Annotated in this window: 24 protein-coding genes; 2 read left to right on the plus strand and 22 right to left on the minus strand. The window is 50.8% G+C overall.

The genetic code is table 11. The annotated features are described in order from the left end of the window. Positions 1 to 26 precede the first annotated feature (26 nt). The 14 genes from BBD42_RS27905 to BBD42_RS27970 form a co-directional block, all read right to left on the minus strand. Positions 27 to 1,262: an ATP-grasp domain-containing protein gene (locus BBD42_RS27905; protein WP_099520816.1), complete on the minus strand. Its 1,236-nt coding sequence runs from the start codon at positions 1,260 to 1,262 to the stop codon at positions 27 to 29. Positions 1,263 to 1,287: 25 nt separating this feature from the next. Then, on the minus strand, positions 1,288 to 2,508 hold the full coding sequence (locus BBD42_RS27910; RefSeq protein WP_099520817.1) for an MFS transporter: 1,221 nt from the start codon (positions 2,506 to 2,508) through the stop codon (positions 1,288 to 1,290). Next, entirely contained in the window at positions 2,498 to 3,433 is a 936-nt protein-coding gene (locus tag BBD42_RS27915) for a transketolase family protein (protein WP_237163253.1), read from the minus strand. Before BBD42_RS27915 ends, BBD42_RS27910 begins: the two co-directional genes overlap by 11 nt. Beyond that, positions 3,430 to 4,236 (minus strand): 1-deoxy-D-xylulose-5-phosphate synthase N-terminal domain-containing protein, encoded by an 807-nt coding sequence (locus BBD42_RS27920; protein WP_099520819.1) that lies wholly within the window; start codon positions 4,234 to 4,236, stop codon positions 3,430 to 3,432. The genes BBD42_RS27915 and BBD42_RS27920 overlap by 4 nt, the downstream gene beginning before the upstream one ends. Then, the gene (locus BBD42_RS27925) at positions 4,199 to 6,094 is read right to left on the minus strand and encodes a M20/M25/M40 family metallo-hydrolase (RefSeq protein ID WP_099520820.1); all 1,896 of its coding nucleotides are present in this window, start codon (positions 6,092 to 6,094) and stop codon (positions 4,199 to 4,201) included. The genes BBD42_RS27920 and BBD42_RS27925 overlap by 38 nt, the downstream gene beginning before the upstream one ends. Next, positions 6,094 to 7,155, minus strand: coding sequence for an N-acetyl-gamma-glutamyl-phosphate reductase (gene argC / locus BBD42_RS27930; protein WP_099520821.1), 1,062 nt, complete (start codon positions 7,153 to 7,155; stop codon positions 6,094 to 6,096). The genes BBD42_RS27925 and argC overlap by 1 nt, the downstream gene beginning before the upstream one ends. Beyond that, positions 7,152 to 8,474, minus strand: coding sequence for a DegT/DnrJ/EryC1/StrS aminotransferase family protein (locus BBD42_RS27935; RefSeq protein WP_099520822.1), 1,323 nt, complete (start codon positions 8,472 to 8,474; stop codon positions 7,152 to 7,154). The genes argC and BBD42_RS27935 overlap by 4 nt, the downstream gene beginning before the upstream one ends. Next, entirely contained in the window at positions 8,464 to 9,147 is a 684-nt protein-coding gene (locus BBD42_RS27940; RefSeq protein ID WP_237163254.1) for a degT/DnrJ/EryC1/StrS aminotransferase, read from the minus strand. The genes BBD42_RS27935 and BBD42_RS27940 overlap by 11 nt, the downstream gene beginning before the upstream one ends. A 129-nt stretch (positions 9,148 to 9,276) precedes the next feature. Further along, positions 9,277 to 10,167, minus strand: coding sequence for a RimK family alpha-L-glutamate ligase (locus BBD42_RS27945; RefSeq protein ID WP_056038688.1), 891 nt, complete (start codon positions 10,165 to 10,167; stop codon positions 9,277 to 9,279). Positions 10,168 to 10,179: 12 nt separating this feature from the next. Next, complete coding sequence (locus tag BBD42_RS27950) at positions 10,180 to 10,353, minus strand: lysine biosynthesis protein LysW (protein WP_046230559.1); 174 nt, start codon at positions 10,351 to 10,353, stop codon at positions 10,180 to 10,182. 311 nt (positions 10,354 to 10,664) lie between these two features. After that, positions 10,665 to 11,363 carry a 5'-methylthioadenosine/adenosylhomocysteine nucleosidase gene (locus tag BBD42_RS27955; RefSeq protein ID WP_099520823.1) on the minus strand — a complete coding sequence of 233 codons (699 nt, stop codon included), beginning with the start codon at positions 11,361 to 11,363 and terminating at the stop codon, positions 10,665 to 10,667. Between the two features lie 5 nt (positions 11,364 to 11,368). Further along, positions 11,369 to 12,373: a catabolite control protein A gene (ccpA, locus tag BBD42_RS27960; RefSeq protein ID WP_056038693.1), complete on the minus strand. Its 1,005-nt coding sequence runs from the start codon at positions 12,371 to 12,373 to the stop codon at positions 11,369 to 11,371. A gap of 150 nt (positions 12,374 to 12,523) precedes the next feature. After that, positions 12,524 to 12,937, minus strand: a complete 414-nt coding sequence (locus tag BBD42_RS27965; protein WP_056039103.1) for a hypothetical protein — start codon at positions 12,935 to 12,937, stop codon at positions 12,524 to 12,526. 238 nt (positions 12,938 to 13,175) lie between these two features. Then, positions 13,176 to 13,601: a VanZ family protein gene (locus BBD42_RS27970; RefSeq protein ID WP_099520824.1), complete on the minus strand. Its 426-nt coding sequence runs from the start codon at positions 13,599 to 13,601 to the stop codon at positions 13,176 to 13,178. A 52-nt stretch (positions 13,602 to 13,653) separates the two neighbouring features. On the opposite strand from BBD42_RS27970, the gene BBD42_RS27975 reads away from it, so the two are divergent. Then, positions 13,654 to 14,184, plus strand: a complete 531-nt coding sequence (locus tag BBD42_RS27975) for a type 1 glutamine amidotransferase domain-containing protein (protein WP_099520825.1) — start codon at positions 13,654 to 13,656, stop codon at positions 14,182 to 14,184. Between the two features lie 8 nt (positions 14,185 to 14,192). On the opposite strand, the gene ptsP is transcribed toward BBD42_RS27975, so the two are convergent. From ptsP to BBD42_RS28005, 6 genes are all read right to left on the minus strand, one after another. Further along, the gene (gene ptsP, locus BBD42_RS27980; RefSeq protein ID WP_099520826.1) at positions 14,193 to 15,944 is read right to left on the minus strand and encodes a phosphoenolpyruvate--protein phosphotransferase; all 1,752 of its coding nucleotides are present in this window, start codon (positions 15,942 to 15,944) and stop codon (positions 14,193 to 14,195) included. Then, a complete protein-coding gene (locus BBD42_RS27985; RefSeq protein ID WP_099520827.1) occupies positions 15,941 to 17,827 on the minus strand; it encodes a glucose PTS transporter subunit IIA in 1,887 nt (628 codons plus the stop codon). The genes ptsP and BBD42_RS27985 overlap by 4 nt, the downstream gene beginning before the upstream one ends. A gap of 162 nt (positions 17,828 to 17,989) precedes the next feature. Then, on the minus strand, positions 17,990 to 18,613 hold the full coding sequence (locus BBD42_RS27990; protein ID WP_099520828.1) for a hypothetical protein: 624 nt from the start codon (positions 18,611 to 18,613) through the stop codon (positions 17,990 to 17,992). A 106-nt stretch (positions 18,614 to 18,719) separates the two neighbouring features. After that, positions 18,720 to 19,160 (minus strand): CoA-binding protein, encoded by a 441-nt coding sequence (locus tag BBD42_RS27995; RefSeq protein WP_099520829.1) that lies wholly within the window; start codon positions 19,158 to 19,160, stop codon positions 18,720 to 18,722. Between the two features lie 48 nt (positions 19,161 to 19,208). Continuing rightward, positions 19,209 to 20,504, minus strand: a complete 1,296-nt coding sequence (gene aroA / locus BBD42_RS28000) for a 3-phosphoshikimate 1-carboxyvinyltransferase (RefSeq protein ID WP_099520830.1) — start codon at positions 20,502 to 20,504, stop codon at positions 19,209 to 19,211. Continuing rightward, positions 20,505 to 21,032, minus strand: a complete 528-nt coding sequence (locus BBD42_RS28005; protein ID WP_099520831.1) for a shikimate kinase — start codon at positions 21,030 to 21,032, stop codon at positions 20,505 to 20,507. A 145-nt stretch (positions 21,033 to 21,177) separates the two neighbouring features. Here BBD42_RS28005 and BBD42_RS28010 point away from each other — a divergent pair, with 145 nt between their 5' ends. Then, a complete protein-coding gene (locus BBD42_RS28010; RefSeq protein ID WP_099520832.1) occupies positions 21,178 to 21,501 on the plus strand; it encodes a hypothetical protein in 324 nt (107 codons plus the stop codon). Positions 21,502 to 21,528: 27 nt separating this feature from the next. Here the strand turns inward: BBD42_RS28010 and gndA are convergent, their stop codons facing one another. Both gndA and BBD42_RS28020 read right to left on the minus strand, forming a co-directional pair. Further along, positions 21,529 to 22,941 (minus strand): NADP-dependent phosphogluconate dehydrogenase, encoded by a 1,413-nt coding sequence (gndA, locus tag BBD42_RS28015; protein WP_099520833.1) that lies wholly within the window; start codon positions 22,939 to 22,941, stop codon positions 21,529 to 21,531. 291 nt (positions 22,942 to 23,232) lie between these two features. Beyond that, a complete protein-coding gene (locus tag BBD42_RS28020; protein WP_099520834.1) occupies positions 23,233 to 23,829 on the minus strand; it encodes a hypothetical protein in 597 nt (198 codons plus the stop codon). Between the last annotated feature and the right edge of the window lies 1 nt (position 23,830).

Raw genomic sequence — 23,830 nt, forward strand, 5'->3', positions numbered from 1 at the left:
TGTTTAAAATGGCAAGCTTGCTTAGGCTACTGATAGACCAGTTCTACCTTGCTTATTAAATCAAGGGCGGCCTGCTTCGCCTCCTGCGGCGTATCGGCCACGGTAATAACATAACCGAGCCTGTCATCCGAGCTTTTGGCTACGGAAATCTGGTCCCCTTGCTGCACCGATATATGCGAACGAACGATAGCGTCTCCCGTCTGCAAATGCTCAAGCCCTCCTACAGAGGCAACGGTGCCGTCCTTCTCGGCCAGCAAATAAGCGATCGCCGCCGCCCGGCTGCGGCTGGCATGAACATTGACAGGTTCCGCTAAATAATAATGCACGGTCGCTTCAAAAAAATCTACACCGAGCGCTTGAACGAGCAAATCGGAGGAAATATTGTCTCCACCAGGCCGGCCGTTCACCTCAATGATGCGCGGGCCTCGCTCCGAAAGCTTCACCTCGACATGGCTAGGGCCATCCGTAATGCCTATTGCCCGCAGCGCGCTTACCGCCGTTTCGATAATTTCCGCTTGCTTATCCGTATGCACGGAGGTAGGCAGCGTATGCGCCACCTCGACGAAATAAGGCAGTGGCGACGTTATTTTTTCAGTAACGACCGCGAATGCAGGCTCGCTATTTTCAAGGAAAATTTCCACGCTGAACTCCTGGCCATCCAAATATTCCTCAACCAAATATTCCTCTCTCACTTTGAAATCCATATACGTTACTTTAAAATCCGAGATGATCGCCATCGCGTCCTTCAGCTCATCCTGCCCGGAAATAAAATAAACGTTTTGGCTGCTTGCACAATTGGTCGGCTTAAGTACAATAGGATAGCCAATTTCACGAGCCGCAGCCTCCGCTTCCTCATAGGTTCTCACCTTCCTGTATTTTGCGCTGGGCACCCCAAACGCCTCATAGGCTTCGCGGGCCAAATCTTTATTTCTTGATTTTAACGCCGCTTCATACGGCACGCTTCTAAGCCCTAGCCGCTCTGCCACCTTTGCCGTCAAATGCGAGGCATAGTCCGTCGCCGGAATTAAAGCATCCAGCTTGCCGAAATACGCAGAGCTGCGAATCGCCTCGTAAACGGACTCCTCATCTCTTATATCCGCGACAATTAAATCATGGTAAATGCCCTCATAGCCATACGTGCGCGGGTTATCCACAGAGGATACTATCGAGATTACGGTGCAGCCCTGCTGAAAGGCCGCTCTTGCAAAGCTCACCCCATAAAAGCTCGGCTCAACAAAAGCGACGATTTTGGGTTTGGTCATAGCGATTCTCCTTTAGTTATTGAATTTATACTTCCAGCGATTTTTTCGCCTTCACGCCGCTGCTTGCTACTAGCATCCTGTGCAAAATCAGCCCAACGAGCATCAGACCGCCCATGCAGAGAAAGCCGACAGCTGCGGAATAACGGTCGATGAGCAAGCCCAGCGCCGAAGCGGATACCGTCTGCAGCAGCAGCGAAATGGCCATCCATACCGACATTGCCCGGCCCATGTAGGACTTCGATACCGTCTCCATCAGCGTCGTCGTCATGACGATGCGCAGCGAGGAGTTGCTGAGGCCGATGAGGACGCTGCCCAAGTAAAGGACAAACGCAAATGTGTTGAATGCGACGGCGATTAATACACCGAACGCGACGGCGAAAAATATAGCAATCGTCGTATTTTTCGATAATTTCGCAGCCAGCGGAGCAGCAATGAAACCAGATAGCAGACCGCCAATGCCATAAAACATATCAGCCAGGCCAAACACGACGGAGTCGCCTTTTACGGCATCGCTCACATAACCCGGCAGCACGACATTATAGATCATCGTGGATACTAACGGAATAATAGCGATGACGCCGAGGAAAAAAATAAACGGGCGCTCAGCCAAATAGCTGAGTCCATTTTTAAAGCTGGAAACAAACGATTCTCCTTTATTTTCAACCGCAATCGCTTCATAGCTGACCCGGAACAGCAGCAGGCTGCTGACGATAAACACAAGGGCATTAATGAGCAGAATCACTTCGAAGCCCGAATATTTATACAGCACCCCCGATGCTGCGCCAGCCATAAACATGCCGACCTGCAGGCTGATTTCGATTAAGGAATTGCCCTTAATCAAGTCCTTCTCAGGGAGCAGCTCCTGCACCAGGCTGCGGGAGGCCGACATATAGATGGTCCAGCCCATCCCATTTACGATCGTAAATAAATACAAATATTCAATGCGAAATCCCGTCCATAAAAACAAGCCCATAATAGCCAGCACAGCTGCCGCCCGGATAAAATACGTCCACTGAATAATCGCCTTGCGATTAAACTTGTCGGTCAAGCTGCCCACAAACGGCGAAATCAGAAAACCGGCGATCACATTCAGAGACAGCATAAACCCGATCGCGCTGATGGAGCCCGTCTTGTCCATTAGAAACCAGTTGGCGCCAATGGTGCTCATTCCTACTCCAAAGCCGGAAATAATGTCCGAGAGAAAAAAATAACGGAATTTCGCTGGCCGCAGCACGCTAAAAATCATTGTCATCTCCTCCGAGCTCTGCGATCTGCCTTGTCAGCGCTTCATAGCCAAAGCCTAAATAATGCAGCACATCAGCATGGCTGCCGCCATATATCGGCCATTGCTCGCCGCAATCATGCGAATAGACCTGGCTCTCCGGCAGCAGCAGGGCGAGACTTGATGCTGTACCGCCAGCGGCCCGGTGCTCCTCTACGACGAGGAAGGTTCCCGCTGCCGCTTGCAGCTCCGCTTTATAGCCTTTCAAGCTGTCCCGGTCGACATAGCAAAGATGCGCATGATTGACCCGCTCATTTTCCTGGTAAATCCGGCTGCATATTTCAGTAGCCTGCTCGCCAATCGACACCAGGCACAGCGGGGCATCGCTGCGGACAGCGCCTTCGAACAACAGCTCGCGGCAGCTGCTTGACTCATCACGGGCGAGGCTGTCGAACTTGTCATTGCGCGACAGGCGGATGTAATAGGGCTCCTTCGATGCTGCGGCCTCCTGTACAACCCGCCGCGTCTCTGCTTCCCCATGAGGACAGGCGATACGGATGTTCTGGAACGTCTGGATAACCGCAATGTCCTCCAGACAATGATGCGTTGTCCCGAACCAGCCGCCCGATACACCGCCGTAAGCGGCGACGATTTTAATATTTTCACCCATATACCCTAGCGCCAGCTTCACGCCCTCTGCTGCCCGCAGAGCAGCAAATGACGCAAAGGTCGAGAAAAACGGCACGAAGCCTGCCTTCGACAGCCCCGCAGCAATATCTACACTGGCGAGCTCTGCTATGCCTAAATTGAAGAAACGATCTGGATAGCTTTGCTGAAAAGGATGCTCCTTCCCTCCCAAGTCCGCCTCCAAGCAAATAATGTTCCCATTATCCGCTGCCAGCTTCGTTAATTCATCTTTGTAGGCCTCTCTTGCTGCCAAGCTGCTCATTGCAAGCCCCTCTTCCATTTCAGCGCTATTTTCTCGGAAATTTTAGCATAATGGGCATGCGGATTGCCTTCAATGGCAGCTACGCCCTTGCCCTTCACCGTGTGGGCCAAAATCGCCAGCGGCTTCTCCCCGTCCGGCTCCAGCGCTGCAATAATTTGCCCGAGATCATGGCCGTCGATCTCCTTCACCTGAAAGCCAAACGCTTCAAAGCGCTCCCGCAAATTCGGCAGCGGCGATATGTCGGCTAGCAGCCCATCGTTCTGACCTCCGTTGCAATCGACGGCATAAATAAAATTCGTAATGCCCTTCGCCTGTACGAGCTGTGCCGTTTCCCAGCACAGCCCTTCCTGAAGCTCGCCATCGCCGCCAATGGCAATGCCGAGCCCACTCGTACGCAGCAGCTTTTGTCCGAGCGCCCAGCCAGCTGCATAGGCTACCCCATGTCCGAGACTGCCCGTCGCAAATGGGATGCCAGGCAGCTTTGGGTTGGGATGCCCAGTGAATAGCGAATCTGCCCCGCCGTAGGAGGCTGCTGGATCATCCGATAAAATTCCGTACTGGTAGAGCGCCGCATATAACGCCGCTGCGGAATGACCTTTGCTCAGCACGATGGACGTATTCGCGTCCTGATGATATTTTGCATAGGCGCCAATGAGCAAATCGATGACCGACAAGCTGCCGCCGATATGGCAGCCTGTCTCGCGAGCCGCCATATCGATAATAGAGCTGCGCGCAGCCTGCGCCTTCGCTAGCAATTGTTCAAACTCAGCTGAATGACTTGCCGACTGTACCAGCGTACCCATAAGAACCCTCCTCCGATCGCAGGCGATACCATTCCTCAATGGCTCCCTGCAAAATCGCTCGCGCGCCATGCACCTCGCTGAGCTGCAAATACTCCTCATTCGTATGATCGAGGCTCGCATCACCTGGGCCGTAAGCGACCATTGGCACACCCTCCCAAGTCGTAGCCAGCGTATTCATATCGCTTGTTCCGCGCTTTTTAATATAATGAATCGCTTTCCCCTTGCTCGCAAAGCTGCGTACAAAGGCTTTCACCAATGGGCTGTTTCGCGGATTTGCGAAGCCCGGCGTAGCCCGCAGCACCGTTACAGAAACCCCATCGCCATATTCAAGCTGGATCTGCTTCGCATACTCCTTGCCCGCATCCGGGGAAATCCGAAAATTTAAAATGCCTACAGAACTAAGTATTCCATTATGATTACTATGTTTTATGTCAATAAGAGATGACAGATGGTTCGGGTCAACACCCCCTACCTGCTGCCGGATATCCGCCACAATCGTATAAAGCTGATCCAGCACGCTAATGCTGTCCTTGCCGGCAGAATGCTCCTGCGGCTTGCTTATGGCGATACTCAGCTTATATAGTCCATAGTAGCCTAAGGTCAAGCTGTCCTCCCCGCTCGGCTCGCCGATAATGACCGCATCCGCCCGGTAATGATCCCTGACATAGAAGGCCCCTTTGGACGAGGATACTTCCTCCTCCACCGCTCCTATGACGAGCAGCGAGCCATCCTCAGGCACCTTGGCGTCATACAGCATTTGAATGAAGCTGAGCAGGCTGCCCTTGGCATCCACCGTTCCCCGGCCAGCAATTCGCTCCTCATCGCATGCAACAGGCCAATTATAGGGCACAGTATCCAGATGGCCGAGCAGCAGCAGTTGATTAGGCCCGTTGCCTTTGCGGAACACCACATTGCCCGCCTCATCGACAAAGCCGGCTACACCTGGCAGTTGAACCGCATTCAGCAAATAGCCCGCAAGCTCGGACTCGTCGCCGGACTCCGACGGAATTCGAATTGCTTTTCTAAGCAAATCCGTTCCGCTGGCATCCCGCTGCATATTCCAAAACCATGTTTTGCCTGTGTCCGGCCGATTCAGCGAATGAGGCCCCGTTATGCTTACGTCGCAAATGCCTTTGCTGATGGCATGATTCGCCGCCCGTACCTTTTGCTTCATCCGTCCTTTGATGGAATGAATTTCATCACCCAAGTAAACGTCGGATATCGTAGAAGCTGGTTCATCCACATTTTCCAAAAGCCCCGCCGTGCTTGTCACAAAGCGCAAATGCTCGGCTGCGAGCTCGGTTGCAAGATGAGCGGCCAGCATGTCCGCATCGATATTAATATATTCGCTTAGCTCACGGTCATATATAGGCGGTGTCAAGCATACGACGTCAAATACCTGCAGGGCGCCCTGTAGAAATTCGACGTTGCAGCCTGTAAAAGAGCCGAACAGGGAATCGCGAACGATAACGGTTTTGCCATCCTTGACCGCTTTAACCGGCTTCGATTTTTGTCCAAATACAACCTCGTTGTCGCCGCCAATTTGGGCGAATGCTTTGAGCTGGTAGTTTTTTAATTGCTCATGGACCTTCGCTAAAATAAACTCCTGATACGCCGCCCGAATGAGCGGCATCTCCGATGGAGAGCAGTACCGCGCCTCGTCTCCATTCGCTAAAGCGAGAACCGGAATGCTCCGGTTCAGCTGCTCGTATTTTTGCCGGATGCCCTCAGCTCCACCCGCTACGAGCAGCACCTTTTTCCCTTTTTGCACCAGATCATTGAGCTCGGCAAACACTTCGGGATGGTGCATAATGGTGCTGCTCCCGAGCTTAATGACGTACAAGCTCTGGCTTGACATTAAGGCCACGCCCCCTCTAGCTCAAATTGTAAGCCTGCTTCCTCCCCAATGCCGCTGTACAGGTTCGCAGCCTGAATCGCCTGTCCTGCCGCTCCTTTAATCAAGTTGTCGATCGAGGCGATCGAGACGCAATTGCGACCTTCTACATAAGCGCCGACTTCGGCGTAATTCGTCCCGGCTGTCGTCTTGATCATCGGATACGAATAGGAGCCGTTTTTGGAATTGAAATAATGGACAAACGGCTTTGCCGCGTAGGCGCCATAAAATGCTTTTTTCACATCGATTTCGCTCGCATGCTCTTTCAGCAAGGAGTAGGAGGTGACGAGAATGCCTCGCGGCAAATCCAGGCTGTGTACGGAAAATTGCAGCTCCACGGAACGTTCCAGATGCTCCTGAAGCGCAAATTCAATTTCTGGCCTGTGGCGATGCCCATGCACTTTATAAGGACGGAAATTATGGGCGCGCTCCGCGTGATGCTCCGTGCTCGCCTTGCCGCCGCCGCTGGAGCCCGTCTTGGCGTCCGAGATGACGCGCGGCTCAATCAGATTAGCTGCCAGCAGCGGAAACAGCGTATAAATCGTTGCGACCGCCATGCAGCCAGGCAAATTTATGACCTTCGCCTCCAAATTAATATCGCTAAACTCCGGAATAAAATAATGGCTGCCCCCTCGCGCCGGATGGCTGAGGCTCTCTGGATAGTGCTGCCGCAGCAGCTCCTGATCGTTTAGGCGATAATCGCCGCTGACATTAATCACATAATCGGCATGCTCGGCAATATGGTCGATATGACGGGGCAATACCCCGGTCGGCAGGCAGGAAAATATGAAATCATAATGTCCGGCAAGCGAAGCCAGCTTCTGAAACTTCCCGCCATCCGCCCGTTTCTGGCGCGCCGACGAAACAAAAAATTTATCCAGCGGCAGCCCCGCCTTCGATTCCGACGATACAAAATCAACTTTGAAATAAGGATGCCGCTTTAGCAGCCGGTAAAGCTCCCCGCCTGTAAAACCATTGCCGCCCAAAATGGCGACGCGCTTCACGCTGCTCCCAGTTACACTCATCCGAGTCTCGCATCCCTCTCATATGATTTTTTGGCCGCCGTATTCTGAAGCACGAGTTCGCGAATAATCGCCGGGTTCGCATCAATTTTCTGAAACGCCAGCGCATATGCGGCTATGCGCTCATATTCAATGGGCGAGCGCAGCTCCCGGCAAATGGTCAGCGTTGAGCGCAGCATGCTCAGCGTCGCGGGGAAACGGTCGATATGGTAACCAAAGTCTTTGCGCTCTGACAGCGTAAAGGGATACCCTCTGCCGAACCCTTTGCGATTTTGAAATGGCAGATGGCCTGGAATCGGCACGTTTTGCCATTCCCGTGCAAACACCCCTTCGCTCGATGCCAGCTCTTGAATGGCCTCTTTCACCTGATAATCCGGCAAATCTCCCAGTCCCGCCGCTTCCAGGTCCAACTTTATTCGATACATATTGTAGCTATGCTTATGCCCCTCAGGCACATGAGGCCCTTTAAACAGCTTCGTTTGCGCTAAAATATTCGTTAAATAGCTCGCATTTCTCGCCCGGATCGCATCATAATACGGCAATCGGTCCAGCTGGCTAATGCCAAACGCCGCAGCGATCCAAGACATGCGGTAATCAATGCCCGTCTCCTGCAAAAAGCTCAACGCCCTCTCATAATTCTCCCGCTCCTTGAAGAAGGCAATGCCCCCCTCTCCGCCTACAGGGAAGTTTTTGTCCGCCATTAAGCTCTGCCCCGCTCCATCGCCGATAGATCCGCACAGCTGGCCGCCAATGGAGGCCGAATGTGCATGGGAGGCATCCTCCACCAGCCGCAGCTTATGCTTGTCAGCGAGTGCCCTGAGCTGCGCCAAATCAGCTGGCAATCCATGGACATGGACAGGCATAATGACCTTCGTCCTCGCCGTGATCGCCTGTTCCACCAGCGCAGGATTCAAGTTATAGGTCAGTGGATCAATATCCACAAATACAGGGATCGCTTTTGCCGCTACAACGGCCTGGGCAGTCGCAATAAACGTAAACGCCGGAACGATGACCTCATCCCCGGGCTGTACGCCAACACCAACGAGCGCCAGATGCAGGCTTGACGTCCCGCTTGCCGTAGCAATCGCATAATTCGCCCCAACATAGCTGCGGTATTTTTCCGTAAACTCATGGATCACTTCTTCCGGGCTTTGCTGAATGGACACTAGCATTTGAACGATATCTTCTTTCGTAATGGAAGGAAAGGTCGTCTTCCGGCTATCCTCTGGAATGACGGCTGGGCCACCATAATAAGCAAGCTGCTCGTTAATCCACGCTTCCGATGGCAAGCTCAGCGGCTTGCGGATAAAATCAGTTTTCATAGCCGCTATTCCTCCTTAGAAGCGATAATTTGACGCATGCCGCGACAAGCGGACTGAGCCTGTAGTTAAACTGTGCGCCTGGCTGAATGTCCGGCTCCGCCTCCTCCTGCGTCCACATCGTCTTCAAATCGAAGGCGCCGAATATTTTTAGACGCTCCGCCTTGGTCCATATGCTTTCGTCATTTACCGAGATTGAGGCGCAGGGGCCGAAGCCAAGCTCCGTGAAATCCAGCACCAGCACGGGTGATTTGTGCAGCTTAGGCTGTAGCTCTTGCTCAATGCGGGGCAAGCTGTCCCACGTCACCGTCACCTTATCGAAGCCTTGCTGCACATCAGAATCCGTGACCAGCCCTATCCCGAGCCAGCTCGCAAAACGCTGATCCTGCTCGCTTGCTTCCTCCAGGCGCGTCAGCGAGCCATGGACGATATCCTGCCCCCAAAGCGCGGCATGCACCGCGCCCGTATAGCTGTTGAACAAGGAAACATATTTGCTTTGTGTCAGCTTGCCGATGCTTTTTTCTAGCCCCTTGAGCTCACTCTCATTTTTTTCAATACTCATGATGACGCCCGAATTCAGCACACGGGATAAAACAAAGGAAAGAGAAAAATATTGCTCCTTTTTGATTACTGGTGTCACCTTCTCTGGAGCTGTAATAATTGTCGTATGGGCCATCGCCGATTCTCCTTTATCCGCAGCTTGTTTTCGTGGTTCATTGTTCTTGTTTCATGGATTTTGTTTCATGGTCCTTGTTTCATGGTGCATGGTTCGCCGTTTAACTGGAACTCAATCATCTAAATTGCGTTAGGCGTTAACCTCCTGCCTCGTCCTGGAGGCCAATTTCCCCTGCAAATAAAGCGCGATATGAGCGGCTACATCGACGCCATGTATTTTCCAAGACTTCGAAAACTCCGGGTTTTGATTAACCTCGCATACGAGATAGCGTTTATTTTGATAGTCATAAAATAAATCCAGACCGTAGATGCCTTCGCCGAGCACCTCAGTCAGCTTGCTGCAAATCGATTCTATTTCCTTATTGACAGCAATTGGTTCAACCTCAGCTCCCAAATGCGTATTCGTCTTCCAATTGTCGACCGACACCCGGCGAAACGCTACGATTGGCTTGCGGCCGACAATGACAACGCGAATATCATAATCCCCCTTGTCCACGTATTCCTGTACGAGTACTGGAAAGGACTGCTGGGTCGGATCAAGCGATTCCCGTGCCGCAATCCAGCCATCTAGGCATTCCTTGCCGACAATGCGGGCAATGCCCCTTCCCCAGGAGGAGCTGGGCGGCTTGATGACAAATATGTTGCCAAAATCCTCGAACGATTCGAGGATCTTGTCTGCTGTAAAGGCGACTTTGAAGCGGGGCTGTGGAATGTTATGCTTTTGGAACACGATTGCTTGATGAATTTTATTTGTGCAAATGTTAATCGCTTTAACGGAATTAATCGTTTCAATGCCGGATAACTCCAGCATCGTTGAGCGGCTTAACGCTTTCTTCTGGGAGAGGCAGCGAATGAGCGCGACACCATACTGATCCGCCCAGCCCTGCTCAAGCGGCAGCTCCATCGAATCCAGATTTACTTGGACGTGATGTCCAGCCTGCTGGAGCAGCTCATAGATTCGCTTCTCTTCCTCACGCAGCTTCGTTACACAAAGCAAAATATCCGTGTTTGTCTGCTTCATCCCCTGGCTCCTTTACTCGCCCCAAGTTTCTTCAATCTCGGGAGCTAATGCAACTGAAATGCTATTATTTACAGCATGTACCTCATGCTCTTGTCCGCATGAAGAGCACTCTACGATTTCACCGCTTATTGCATCAGACTCGACACTAATTTCCGATTTGCATACGACACAGCTAACGTCTGCCATTACCTATCTCCACCTATCCTAAAGTTTAATTTGCACCAACAGCATTATTTTCAGAATATTCGGTCTTTTAAATCGTTTCCGCGCTGCTCTACGCTCTCTTTTTTCTTCTCTCCTCCTCATTTAACCAAAAATAGTAAAATGCTGGTGGCAAGATGAATCGTACAATGGTTTTCCTATCGCTGTCAATTAAAATAGATAATTCCTATCGGAATATAATTATTTCTATCTATTCCCTATTTTGAATATTGATTTCCAACGACAAAAACCGCCATCCCGTATGCCCGGATGGCGGTTTGATACCTTCTTATGAACTAAATATGTCGAAGCATGTCGTCAATAATGGCGTAGGAATTGTTAGCTGCTTTCACCGTGAACTCTGGGAAATTGACATGCGCAGATCCGTCAGCCTTGTCCGACATGGAGCGGATGACCACGAATGGCACCTCATTCATGTCGCATACATGGGCCACTGAAGCGCCTTCCATTTCCGCACAAGCGCCATTCATCGTCTCACGCAACAACGCAACCGTCTCGCGGCTCGCAATAAATTGGTCACCGGATAACACAATGCCTTTCAAGCTGCGCCCTTCGAACAAGCGATTGCTCGAATCAACGGCCAGTTGGACTAGCCGCTCATCCGCCACAAACTCCGAACGCGCATGGAATGGAATTTCACCGCGAGCGAAGCCTAGCGGCGTGCAATCCATATCATGCTGGACACAGCTCGTGGATACGACAATATCGCCAATATTCAGGCTTGGATCAACAGCTCCGGCTACGCCCGTAAACAGCACGCAGTCTGCACCCAAATCAATTAAAATTTGCGTGCATACAGCAGCGTTCACTTTGCCAACACCGGATTTGCAATAAATAACGGTCTTGCCATGAAACTGGCCTTCGAAATAAGTAATGCCAGCCTTAACGGTTTCTTTCGTTACTTGGACGTGCTGGCCGAGAAGTTCTATCTCTTCCACCATCGCCCCAATGATGCCGATTTTGTTAAAAGTCATGCTTCCTATACCCCTCCAACAGACTGGCGCACAATCATCTCATGCGGCAAAATGACTTTGGAGTGATCCACATTTTCTTTATTCATCAGCTTTGTGAGCAGACGCATCGATACAGCTCCGATATCATACATAGGCTGGGCAACGGCTGTCAATTGCGGACGAACCATTGAAGCCATGCGGCTGTTATCTACGCTAATAACCGAAATATCGCCTGGCACACTCAGACCAGAGTCTTGAATCATATGAATGGCACCAATCGCCATCTCATCTGTCGCTGAGAATACCGCAGTTGGACGCTCGTCCAGCTCAATAAAATATTTCATGGCATCAATACCAGATTCATAACGGTAGTTGCCGATACGGACAAGCGTGTCATCATAAGCAATGCCAGCTGTCTCCAGCGCGCGCTTATACCCTTGGAAACGGGCATAACCATTCGCAGGATCCTGCAACGTGCCACTGATCATCGCAATGCGGCGGTGGCCCTGCTCCAGCAATTTGTTGACCGCATCAAAAGCCGCTTCCTCATGATTAATATCAACGGAAGGAATTTCGCCGTTCTCATCAGTCGTTGCGCATAATACGATCGGGACATTCGTTGTTTTGAACGCCTGCATATGCTCTTCCGTTACTGCGCCGCCCATAAAGAGCAATCCGTCAACCTGCTTCTCCAGCAGCGTGTTAATAACGCGAATTTCTTTATCCTTCTTCTTATCCGCATTACACAAAATAATATTATAGTGGTACATATTCGCAATGTCTTCAATGCCCCGTGCCACTTCCGCAAAAATAGCGTTGGAAATATCGGGAATTACGACACCAACAGTCGTTGTTTTCTTGCTGGCAAGGCCCCTAGCTACCGCATTAGGACGGTATCCCAGACGCTCAATGGCCTCGTAAACCTTCTTGCGGGTTGCGGGTTTCACATTCGGATTGTTATTGACAACCCGGGAAACCGTAGCCATAGATACTCCTGCTTCTCTTGCTACATCATAAATGGTTACCGTCAAGGTCCTTCTCTCCATTATCTCAGATTTTTTACTTTCGCCCACTGCACAATAGAATAATCATACGACAAAATATTACTTTTCGCAATGTCAGCGCCGGGGCGCTTTCATTTCCGCACAAGCAACTGCTCGCATTCCCATCGTTTTATTGCGTTATGTATGCCTTGTCGGCCGGCTGATTTGGCCTAGCCGCTTCGTAATATCCGCTATCCATACTTGATCCTCAAGCGCTTGAGCAAGCAGCAGCAGGTCCAGCAGCGCATCGATGCGCTCCTGAATAAGCCGTTCCACCGCAGCAGGATCGGATTGCTTCTTCGTGTTTCTGGCAATGACGAGCAGGCTCGCCCATTCATTGCACTCATCGAAAAAAAAGGTCTGCTTCGATGGCTCTGCACCGAGCTGGGCAATCAGACCAGTCAAATCGGGCTTCACTTCCGGAAACACTTCGCTTCGACTGCAGGCCACGCAGGAATAAATAGGCACATTGTCTATTTCCACTTTCCCAGAATAAATGACGGTACGCAGCTTCATCTTCATGATGTCACCACAATGACACCGCTTTTCCAAGTTGGTCCACTCCTTCACGCGGACGGCTGTACCGCCCTTCATCTCCGTTTATGCTCATAATTTGAGATGCGTAAAATATTCGACCTTTTTCGCAAAAACTCCTGCTTGCAGTCTTATGTAATTTTTACTATTAAAAATGAACGATAAATGCAGGCTCCGGGCGTTGGCCGCCATGGGGTGAAAGCTTGGAATTCTGGCAGCCGCTGTTTTCTGATTGATGTCCTTTGAATAAACTGGACTACCGGGCAATTCGCCGCCATAATCGGCGTACTGCCGGCAGTGCCACCAGAATAGCCCACATTGCAGCTCCAATCATGTCATTGCGGACATCGGCCGCATCTGGCATTCTGCCCCCTACGAAGGACTGATGAAATTCGTCAGTGATCCCATAGAGGCCGCACAGCAGCACAATCAACACTTTGATTACGATGCGGTCGGCTCTCGCTCCGATAGCGAAATCGATGGCGGCGGCGAGCATAAAATATGCGACAAAATGTCCCCAATCAAAGCTCGCCATTTGCGGGAACAGCTTTTGAAAAAACGGCAGCAGCGTATTCATCTCTTCGCCCGTCGTCGCTGATGCAGCAAAAATCGCTGCCATGACGAGCACGGCTGGAATACAGCGAAGCACCCGCACCGAACGCTTTGCTATTGTTTGCTTCATAGGTTCTCCTTCGATACAATAGGTAAGACAATATGAATTGGAGGGGAAATCCTTGTCATTACACAATAAAACCGTTATTTGCCTGCTTGATGATGAATTCGAAGATTTGGAGCTGTGGTATCCGGTATATCGCGCCCGCGAAGCGGGAGCTACCGTGCTATATGCAGGTCCTGAGAAGGGCAAGAAGCATATTGGAAAATATGGCGTGCCCGCCGTTGCCGACCTCAGCTTTGATGAAGTGAACAGCAGCGACATTATTGGCCTGCTCGTTCCCGGAGGCTGGGCGCCGGACAAGCTCCGCCGCTACCCTAAAGTGCTTGAGCTTGTGCAGGAGCTTGATGCCGCTGGCAAGCCGATTGGCCAAATTTGCCACGCTGGCTGGGTGCTCATTTCTGCAAAAATATTGCAAGGACGCAAAGTCACTTCTACGCCAGGCATTCGCGACGATATGGAAAACGCCGGTGCCGAATGGTTTGACGAGGCGGTTGTCGTAGACGGAAATCTCATCTCTGCGAGACGCCCGCCCGATCTTCCGCCATACGCCAAAGCTTTCGTTGACGCTTTAGAGCAATACAAAGGCTAAGAAAAATTCTAAGAAATAGAAGCGCTTTGCCTTCTGGCATCATTTTCATCCATAAACTGTCCCAGCAGCTCATGAATGTCCGCACTCGTGCGGCATTCCAGCAGCTTAGGCAGCAGCAAGCGGCTGTCTTCCTGCCTTGTGCGGAGCAGCCGCTCTTTCACCTGCAGCAGCGAATGCGAAGAAATACTAAGCTCATCAACATCAAGGCTTAGCCATATCGGCAGCGCCTTGGCATCCCCTGCCAGCTCTCCGCAAACGCCTACTTTAATGCCGCTGCGGCGCGCCGCATCAATCGTCAGCTTAAGCATCCGCAGCACTGCGGGATGGAAGGGCTCGTACAAATGCGATATTTCCTCATTCATCCGGTCTACAGCAAGGGTGAACTGCACTAAATCATTCGTCCCAATACTGAAAAAATCAACCTCTCCTGCAAGCAGATCAGCAATGATTACCGCAGCCGGAACCTCGATCATGACACCTACCTGCAAATTCCGGTTATACGGCTGGCCTTCCTGCTCTAGCTCCTGCTTCGCCTCCGCTAATACCGCATTGGCTGCACGAACCTCCTCAACCGACGAAATAAGCGGGTACATTAGCTTGACCTGTCCAAAATGGCTTGCCCGCAAAATGGCTCTAAGCTGCACTTTAAACAAATCTTTGCGATCCAGTGATATGCGGATAGCCCGATAGCCTAGAAACGGATTGTCTTCCTCGGCGATATTGAAATAATCGAGCTGCTTGTCACCGCCAATATCAAGCGTCCTAATGATCAGCGGCTTGCCTTCCAGCTTCTCCGCTACGTTGCGGTATACTTCAAACTGCTCCTCCTCCAGCGGGAAGCGATTGCGGTCCATATATAAAAACTCGGTGCGGAACAAGCCGACGCCATGCGCCCCGCTGGACAAAGCAATTTCCAGCTCCTTGAAGGAGCTAATATTAGCGGCCAGCTCCAGCCGCTTGCCATCCGGCGTCATCGACTTATGATCGACGATATCGCGCAGACGGGTTTTCGCCTCCTGCTGCTGCCGCTGCTTCGCCGAATACAGCGCGATAACTTCCTGCTCCGGCTGCACGTACATGACACCGTCCCCGCCATCGAGCACGATCATCTGGCCCGTCTGAATCGGTTCCTCCAGCTTCGCTTCCACGCCAACAACAAGAGGTACGCCGAGCGCCCTCGCCATAATAGCGGAATGGGAAGTCGTGCTTCCTGCCAGCGTTACGATGCCAAGCACATTTTGCGGATTAATATGGGCAAGCTGCGAAGGTGAAAGCTCCTTGGCGACGAGAATAAACGGCTTCGTGTTGGATGGAAGCTTAATTTCCGGCACGCCTAGCAAATGCTTAAGCAGCCGATTGCCGACATCCTTTATATCCAGCGCGCGCTCCTTCATATATTCATCATCCAGCAAATCAAACATCGTCACAAAATGATCGATTGCTTCCTTGACCGCTACCTCTGCTGCCTTGTATTGCCGGCTAATAATGCCTTGAATTTCATTCATAAACACCGGGTCGTCCAAAATCGCAAGATGCGCGTCAAAAATATGGGTTTCCGAAGGGCCAACCACTTCCCGAAGCTCGTCCTTCATTTGCTCGATTTCGAATTTTGACGTTCGGATGCCTTCATATACTCGCTCGAACTCACGGGCAAAATCAGCAACATCGATGCGCTGCTCCGGCAGCTCCCACTCCCAGCTGGGCAATACGAATGATTTTCCGATCGCTATGCCTGCTGACGCTCCAATACCTTGTATCATGGCCTTTCCCCTCCAACTTGTATCTCTTTAAGCACGACCGACATCACGGAAGATTGTCCTTTTTTAACGGTTTTATATGGCGCAAATCGCCATGAACGCACCATATCCGAATTGGTAATCACCATCGGAGTAGCGAGCGATTTGCTCTCCTTGCGAACCTGCTGCAAATTGAAGCGGATGAGCAGGTCGCCGGGAAGCACCTTGTCCCCTTCTTTGACAGCAGCCTTGAAATAGCCTTTGCCGCCAAGCAGGGACGTGTCAATGCCAATATGAAGCAGCACCTCAAGCCCTTCTGGCGTTCGAATGCCAATCGCATGCATCGTCGGATAAATATGAATAACTTCACCTTTGACAGGCGAGACTAACTCCCCTTTATCCGGTATGAACGCAACCCCATCGCCAACAAGCTTGCCGGAAAAAATCGGATCGGGCACATCGCTGAGCGCGATCATTTTTCCCTGCATCGGCGAGCTGAACAGCACCTGCTCCTGATCCCGCTGAATAGTATTCAAAATTTCCCCGCGAATCAGCTCCGAATATGTGCCGAAGACGACCTGCACATTGCCGCCGCCGAGGCGAATGACACCGGCTGCCCCCAAATTGCGCAGCGCTGCGATATCAAGCTGCTTCTCATTGGCTACCTTCAATCGCAGCCGCGTAATGCAGGACTCCATTTTCACAATATTGTCCTTGCCGCCAATCGCCTGTAAAATAAGCGGCGCACGCTGCGGGATATCGCCAGCCCACTCATCGAGATGCGAGCCTTCCTCGCGCCCAGGGGTCGGAATTTGAAAACGGTCGATCGCCCAGCGGAACAAAAAATAATAAATAAGCCCCACCACGATACCGATTGGAATGAGCAGCCAGCCGCGCGTGGCCAAATGCTCGTTGACGATAAAATCAATCGCTCCGCCCGAGAAAGAAAAGCCATGGCGAATGCCAAGTTCATACGTCACCCACATAATGACGCCCGATAGCAGCGCATGCACGACGAACAAATAAGGCGCAACGAATAGAAAGGCAAATTCTACAGGCTCGGTCACACCAGTCAAAAAGGAAGCCAGAGCCGCGTACATAAACGTTTTGCGGATTTTAGGCTTAAGATCCTCCCTCGCCTCATGGATAATGGCAAGCGCGATTGCAGGCAGGGCAAACATCATCGTCGGGTACATTCCCGCCATGAACACGCCTGCTGTTGGATCGCCAGCGAAAAACCGCGGCAAATCGCCATATACGGTTGTCCCATCCGCCATCGTATAACTGCCAATCTGGAACCAGAACACATGGCTGACGAGATGATGCAGGCCAAACACGACCAAAATTCGATGGACAAAGCCATAAAGAAAAACACCGAACCCGCCTCCTGAAGCTACGATGTTGCCAAGCTCTTCAAGCATGCGTTCAATATAAGGCGTTAGTCCAATCATAAATATGGAAAATAAGACCGATATAAAGCTGACAAACAGCGGTACAAACCGCGGCCCTCCGAAAAATTGTATGTATTCAGGCAAACGCAAGTTCTTAAATCGTTCATAGCTAAAGCCTGAGATGATGCCCATCAACGTTCCGATAAACACCGTCGGCTCAATTTCCGGCACAGCCGTCTGGGTAATGCCCACATAAATGAACATCCCGCCAAGTGCCGCTAAAGCAGCTGCAAGCGCATTTCCCGTCATACCAAGCGCAATGCCTACCGCAAACAAATAAGGAAGGTAAGTAAAAATGGCGTGACTTGCGGCCTGCAAATAAAGCGTAAGCTGCGGCAGTCCAATATAATCCCACGGCAATTGACTGAGGCTCGAAAATAAGGCTGCTGCTGGAAGCACAATCATTGGCAGCATAAATGCTCTTCCGAGCTGCTGCAGGCTTCCTAATATATTCACTTTCGTACCCCCTTTGCTGATTAAAATGTCTTTTTCTCGATGGTAAGGCTTTCCGCACGTTTTGTCAAAGTGAAGAGCGGGCCTTTCGGCCCGCTCCTGTTGATGATTCTTCCTAATATAACGTTACAGCGCAGGGCTTAGCTTAAGCCCTGCGTATATAGCTTAGCGGTTTTGTCCAGCCTGCCATCCCAATTGCGAAATGACCGGACCGGATTGTGCATAAGCGTTCGTTGCGTGGTACACCGGATTATGTCCTGTTGCCGATTGTACAGGCATGCCGCCATGCGTTTGGTTTTGGTTATTGGACATGTTATTGGACATGCCCGAATAGCCGCCGCTTGAGAAGTTTTGGTTAGCATAGCCTGTGTGGGACTGAACATAATGCTGCTGCGGGCTCGATTGATAGCCTAAATGCGAGATCACCGGATTCGCTCCATAATTAGCCGAGCTTTGGTGCGAAGTATAGCTTGGAACTTGGTGATGCATCGTGTTCGATTGGTAGCCGCTATTCGGCTGATATTGATGCTGCATCATTCCCGCATTTTGTTGATGGCTTGGCAAATATGCAGCAGAGCTGTAGCTGTGCTGATTCGTCGCCTGATAACCGCCAGTTGGAGATTGCACAATGCTGCTTGGGTTCTGGTTAAAGGTTGGCTCGCTCAGTTGGCCTTGATAATGCGACTGTACGAAGCCCGATGGCTGATAGTTGTTCGAAAATTGACCTTGTTGACCCAGTTGACCTTGCTGCCCTTGGAAATATCCTGGCTGTTGCGACATTTGATTCACGTGTTGTCCTCCTCGACATTAAAAAAGAAAGTCTTCATGAACGACATGCTGCATCGCCCCTTGAAGCCTTTCTTATTGTGTTAAATCGATCGGTTTTTTATTACAGTCAGGTTTTGGATTTTCCTTGTGGGAGCAAAATCGAATCCTCGACCTTAATGCAGCGGTCCATAATCACTTGCAATCCACCAGCTTCAGCGATGCTCGCCGCTTCATCATTAGCGATGCCAAGCTGGAGCCACAAAATTTTCGCACCAATTGCAACGGCTTCCTCCGCGACTTGCGGGGTATGCTCGCTGCGTCTGAACACATTAACGATGTCCACTTTAAATGGAATATCACTTAACGTCTCGTATCGGGTTTCACCTAAAATTTCTGCCGCCTTCACAGCCGGATTAACCGGAATGATGCGATAGCCTTTAGCCTGCATCGCCTGCGATACCATATAAGAGACGCGGTCAGGCTTGTCCGACAAGCCGACCACCGCTACAGTAGCACTTTGCTCAAGCAGCTGCTTAATTTCCTCGCGTGATGGATTTTCAAATGCCATATGAACCGCTCCTCCCTTATTCCACCTGTTATTTCTCCTACTGCAAGCTTATTCTACCCACTCTACGTTCGCACCAAGCGCCTTCAAATGGTCAAAATAAATCGGATAGGACTTCGCTACATGATGCGCGTCGCGAATACGAATCGGCTGCTTGGAGCGCAAACCGACAATCGTCAAAGCCATAATAACGCGGTGGTCATAATGCGCATTAATTTCGACGCCGCCTTCAACGCCTTCTGGACGTCCATGCACAATAATTTCGCTTTGACGCTCTTCTACATTCGCTCCTGCTTTGCGAAGCTCGTTCAAATAGTCGGTAATCCGGTCGCATTCCTTGTAACGCAAATTTTCAACATCATAAAACCGCGAGGTACCTTCAGCAAATACAGCGGCCGCTACCATCGCCAGCACCGCATCCGTCGCTTGGTCGCCGTCGAATTCAACAGCTTTCAGCTTGCCATTTCCCTTAACATGAACGATATCATTGTCATGAGTAAGCGGCACTTCCATCATGCGAAGCACATCTACGATCGCACGCTCGCCCTGCTTGCTTTTCTCAGCGAGACGGTGCACGATGACATCCGATTGCGTCACTGCCGCAGCCGCAAGAATCGCTGCCGAGCCTGGATAATCTCCCTGTACGATATAGGTTTTCGCTTCGTAGCTTTGGCCGCCTGGAATGCGGTAGTTCATCAAATCCTCGCTTGCATGAATAACGATGCCCGCTTGCTCCAGCACCTCCAGCGTTTGTCCAACGACAACCTTGGACTTCAAATCATTCAGTACTTCGATTTCGCTATCTTCTGCAAGCAACGGAGTCAGGAACAGCAAGGCGCTCAAAAACTGCGAGCTGACAGCGCCGGACACTTGAATTTTGCCGCCCTTCGCTTGTCCGCCCTTAATCGTAATCGGCAGCTTGCCTTCATTATGGGTGACTTGTACGCCAATTTGCCCAAGCGCATCAATTAAATCACTGTGCGGGCGTTTGCCAAGCGAATCCGGATACCGGTTTACAAACGTCACATCCGGGCAAAGCGATGCGATGGCCATCAGGAAACGAAGAACAGCTCCTGCATTGCCTACGTCCAGCTCCTTGACATCCTTCGGATTACGGCCAAAGCCGGTAATGACGATTTTCTCTTCATCTTCTTCTACGGTAGCGCCCAAATCGCGAATACAGCGGCGCATCGCATCGCTGTCCTCACTGTGAGCTGGATAATAAATCGTGCTCGTGCCTTCAGCAAGCGCAGCGACCAGCAAGTAGCGCGTCGTATAATTTTTAGAGGAAAGCGCTTGAATTTCCCCGTTTAGCGTCGGTGTGGGCGTAACTAAAACATCTGTCATTTATTTTGTCTCCCTTGTTTGTATAATAGTTGCGCATACGGCATGCACATTGAGCGATGTCGTATCCAGCACCAGATGTGCAAAATCGTAAGCGTGCTTGCGCTGCTCCATAATCCGGTTCACATTCGCGGTAACGTCGCCTTGCAGCAGCGGCCTAGACGAATCGGACTGTACCCTCGCAATAATCTGCTCGGCGCTTGCCTTGAGTGCGACTACGAGACTTCCGCCCAGCATCGCCTCCCGGTTGGCTTCACGCAAAACAGCGCCTCCACCCGTCGCAATAATGGCCGGCTCCTTGCGGCTTAGCAGCTCTTGAATGATGCCGCTCTCCAAATCGCGAAAGCCGGCTTCCCCAATTTCCGCAAACAGCTCTGCGACCCGCTTGCCCTGCGAGCGTTCGATTTCCTCATCGGTATCGAATCTTGCATAGCCGAGCTGCTCGGCGAGCAGGCGGCTGACGGTCGATTTCCCTGTTCCCATAAAGCCTACCAGCACAATTTTGCTGTGGCGGCCTGCTTCCTGATTCATTCTCTAGTGCCCCCATCAAATTAGTGTATCCTATTAATTTCTTCAACTATCATATCATTTTTTACAGCAAATCGGGTATAAAAAAGTTCATTTTGCCGTATCGTTGATAATGATGCTTATATCAAACGGTAGGAGGGTTGCCGTAATGACCAATGATCGTGAATGCCCAGCCACACAGAAGGCGGAATTACGCATTAGCCGTATTTTAAATCCCACTCATCCGCTTTCCCGCGAAGATGTTATCTGGATGCTCGAATATATTAAAAAAAAGGTGGCTGACGATGATCCTGCTTTAACAGGTTTGTCGCAGCCACGATTGTTGCGTAATTTTCATTGCTTTGCAGAAGCGGCCATGAGCCTCATACACCGCGGACGCGCTTCCGAACAGGAAGCCGATCGTTTGCGGAGCTGGCTCAAAGAAGCGTCTTACGGTTTAACCGCAGCAAAAAGGAGCGAGCCGCACGAATAATGCCGCTCGCTCCTCTTAAGGTCCCGATTAAGATTGAATCCAGTTGTAGTGGAATGTGCCTTCTTTGTCCAGACGTTTGAACGTATGAGCACCGAAGTAATCGCGTTGTGCTTGAAGCAGGTTCGCAGGAAGACGCTCTGTACGGTAGCTGTCGAAGTAAGCAAGCGCGCTTGCGAATGCAGGAACCGGCGTACCGTTCGATACTGCCACGGAAACCACTTCACGCCATGCGCCTTGGTACGATTCAACGATTTCCTTGAAGTAAGGATCAAGCAGCAGGTTGCGCAAATCCGCATCGCGGTTGTAAGCATCCGTAATGTTTTGCAGGAAGCGGGCACGGATAATGCAGCCGCCGCGGAAAATTTTCGCGATTTCGCCGTATTGCAGGTTCCAGTTGTACTCATCGGAAGCTGCGCGCATTTGAGCAAAACCTTGTGCGTACGAGCAAATTTTACTTGCAAACAAAGCTTTGCGTACGGATTCGATGAATGCCGCTCTGTCGCCTTGGAAAGGTTGTTTTGCAGGACCGCTCAGCACTTTGCTAGCTGCTACGCGCTCTTCCTTCATAGCTGACAAGAAGCGAGTAAATACGGATTCTGTAATGATGGAAAGTGGAACGCCCAAATCAAGCGAGCTTTGGCTTGTCCATTTGCCAGTACCTTTTTGACCAGCGGAGTCCAAAATCACATCTACCATCGGCTTGCCTGTTTCTTCATCGTATTTCGAGAAGATATCGGTCGTAATTTCGATCAGGTAGCTATCCAGCTCGCCTTTGTTCCACTCGCTGAAAATGCTGTGAAGCTCTTCAACGCTAACGTCAAGCACGTTTTTGAGCAGGTCGTAAGCTTCGCAGATCAGCTGCATGTCGCCATACTCGATGCCGTTGTGCACCATTTTTACATAGTGGCCTGCGCCGTCTGGTCCGATGTATGTGCAGCAAGCGTCGTCGCCGACTTTTGCCGAAATAGCTGTAAGGATTGGCTCAACCAGCTTGTAAGCTGACTCTTGTCCGCCTGGCATGATGGAAGGGCCTTTCAGTGCGCCCTCTTCGCCGCCGGATACGCCCGTGCCGATGAAGCGGATGCCTTTATCTTCAAGCGCTTTGGAGCGGCGCTGTGTATCAGGGAAATAAGCGTTGCCGCCGTCGATAATGATATCGCCTTTGTCCAGATGCGGCAACAGGGAGTCAATTGTAGCATCAGTACCCGCGCCTGCTTGTACCATGATCAGGATTTTGCGCGGAACTTCAAGCGATTGTACGAACTCTTCAACTGTATAAGTAGCAACGAGGTTTTTGCCTGCTGCTTCTTTAATCAGGTCATCCGTTTTCTCGCGGGAGCGGTTAAATACCGACACCGTAAAGCCTCTGCTTTCAATATTAAGGGCCAAGTTTTTGCCCATGACTGCCAAGCCAATTACACCGATTTGCTGTTTAGACATCTGGTTCTTCCATCCTTTGTTATTGTATTTGGGTCAACAATAGCTCTATTTTACTCCTTTTGTGCAGAGAAGAAAACTAGTAGGGTTTAAAAATATAATCAAAACACCATCAGTTTTATTGACCGCTTTAGAAAGTTTACCTTATATTGCGCCAGAATGCGACCTTCCACTTGCAAACGTTGCCGCCATCCGGGCTATATTTTTAAAAAAAACAAAAAAAACGGGAATAACCGCAATGGCTACACCCGCTTTATCTATTTTGTACAACCTTTGTTCCCAAATAGACGGCGTTTACAATTCGAGTTGCAGCATTTCCAGCCGCAGCTCTCCAAGCTTTGCTTTTGACGAAAGGACAGCAGCCTCATCTTCAGCTTCCAGCGCTTCATACAGAACGGACAGCTCGTAGTCAAGCTCGTAGCGCAGCACCTGGGCGCGCTCCTCTGCTCGTTTGGATTGAAAAGCTTTGATCATTTCTTCCATGGTCACAAGCGGCTTCTTCTGATAAATAATCCGATGTTCCATACCGGACACCTCCACAAGTCGTATAATCTCACCGAACATAATGCTCTCAATGACGATTTGACGATCCTTCATTCGCTTGACCACCGCATGACCTCTGGAATCATTAATGAGCTTTTCCAGTAGCTCCGACAACCTCTCGTCCCGGATTAAATAGTCTCCCACCATCTTGTAGCTATCCTTCATCCGCTGAAACTTAAGCTTCACCAGCTTGCGGCCTGTTCGAATCGAGATGAGAAACTGGACCTCCGTTTCGCTCCAATACAAGGAGTACCCTTCCTGAATGAGATCGCGGATGAGATTTTGGATTTGCCGCCGTTCAAATCGCAGCTCCAAATTGCAATACTCGACTTCGTGGCTCTTATTCACG

It is taken from the genome of Paenibacillus sp. BIHB 4019, assembly GCF_002741035.1.
In the GTDB taxonomy this organism is placed as follows: Bacteria; Bacillota; Bacilli; order Paenibacillales; family Paenibacillaceae; genus Pristimantibacillus.

What these genes read in the sequence shown, in the direction of transcription:
- BBD42_RS27905 (WP_099520816.1), bottom strand. Translation starts at nt 1,262, where the DNA reads ATGACCAAACCCAAAATCGTCGCTTTTGTTGAGCCGAGCTTTTATGGG.
- BBD42_RS27910 (WP_099520817.1), bottom strand. Translation starts at nt 2,508, where the DNA reads ATGATTTTTAGCGTGCTGCGGCCAGCGAAATTCCGTTATTTTTTTCTC.
- BBD42_RS27915 (WP_237163253.1), bottom strand. Translation starts at nt 3,433, where the DNA reads ATGAGCAGCTTGGCAGCAAGAGAGGCCTACAAAGATGAATTAACGAAG.
- BBD42_RS27920 (WP_099520819.1), bottom strand. Translation starts at nt 4,236, where the DNA reads ATGGGTACGCTGGTACAGTCGGCAAGTCATTCAGCTGAGTTTGAACAA.
- BBD42_RS27925 (WP_099520820.1), bottom strand. Translation starts at nt 6,094, where the DNA reads ATGTCAAGCCAGAGCTTGTACGTCATTAAGCTCGGGAGCAGCACCATT.
- argC (WP_099520821.1), bottom strand. Translation starts at nt 7,155, where the DNA reads ATGAGTGTAACTGGGAGCAGCGTGAAGCGCGTCGCCATTTTGGGCGGC.
- BBD42_RS27935 (WP_099520822.1), bottom strand. Translation starts at nt 8,474, where the DNA reads ATGAAAACTGATTTTATCCGCAAGCCGCTGAGCTTGCCATCGGAAGCG.
- BBD42_RS27940 (WP_237163254.1), bottom strand. Translation starts at nt 9,147, where the DNA reads ATGGCCCATACGACAATTATTACAGCTCCAGAGAAGGTGACACCAGTA.
- BBD42_RS27945 (WP_056038688.1), bottom strand. Translation starts at nt 10,167, where the DNA reads ATGAAGCAGACAAACACGGATATTTTGCTTTGTGTAACGAAGCTGCGT.
- BBD42_RS27950 (WP_046230559.1), bottom strand. Translation starts at nt 10,353, where the DNA reads ATGGCAGACGTTAGCTGTGTCGTATGCAAATCGGAAATTAGTGTCGAG.
- BBD42_RS27955 (WP_099520823.1), bottom strand. Translation starts at nt 11,363, where the DNA reads ATGACTTTTAACAAAATCGGCATCATTGGGGCGATGGTGGAAGAGATA.
- BBD42_RS27970 (WP_099520824.1), bottom strand. Translation starts at nt 13,601, where the DNA reads ATGAAGCAAACAATAGCAAAGCGTTCGGTGCGGGTGCTTCGCTGTATT.
- ptsP (WP_099520826.1), bottom strand. Translation starts at nt 15,944, where the DNA reads ATGATACAAGGTATTGGAGCGTCAGCAGGCATAGCGATCGGAAAATCA.
- BBD42_RS27995 (WP_099520829.1), bottom strand. Translation starts at nt 19,160, where the DNA reads ATGGCATTTGAAAATCCATCACGCGAGGAAATTAAGCAGCTGCTTGAG.
- aroA (WP_099520830.1), bottom strand. Translation starts at nt 20,504, where the DNA reads ATGACAGATGTTTTAGTTACGCCCACACCGACGCTAAACGGGGAAATT.
- BBD42_RS28005 (WP_099520831.1), bottom strand. Translation starts at nt 21,032, where the DNA reads ATGAATCAGGAAGCAGGCCGCCACAGCAAAATTGTGCTGGTAGGCTTT.
- BBD42_RS28010 (WP_099520832.1), top strand. Translation starts at nt 21,178, where the DNA reads ATGACCAATGATCGTGAATGCCCAGCCACACAGAAGGCGGAATTACGC.
- gndA (WP_099520833.1), bottom strand. Translation starts at nt 22,941, where the DNA reads ATGTCTAAACAGCAAATCGGTGTAATTGGCTTGGCAGTCATGGGCAAA.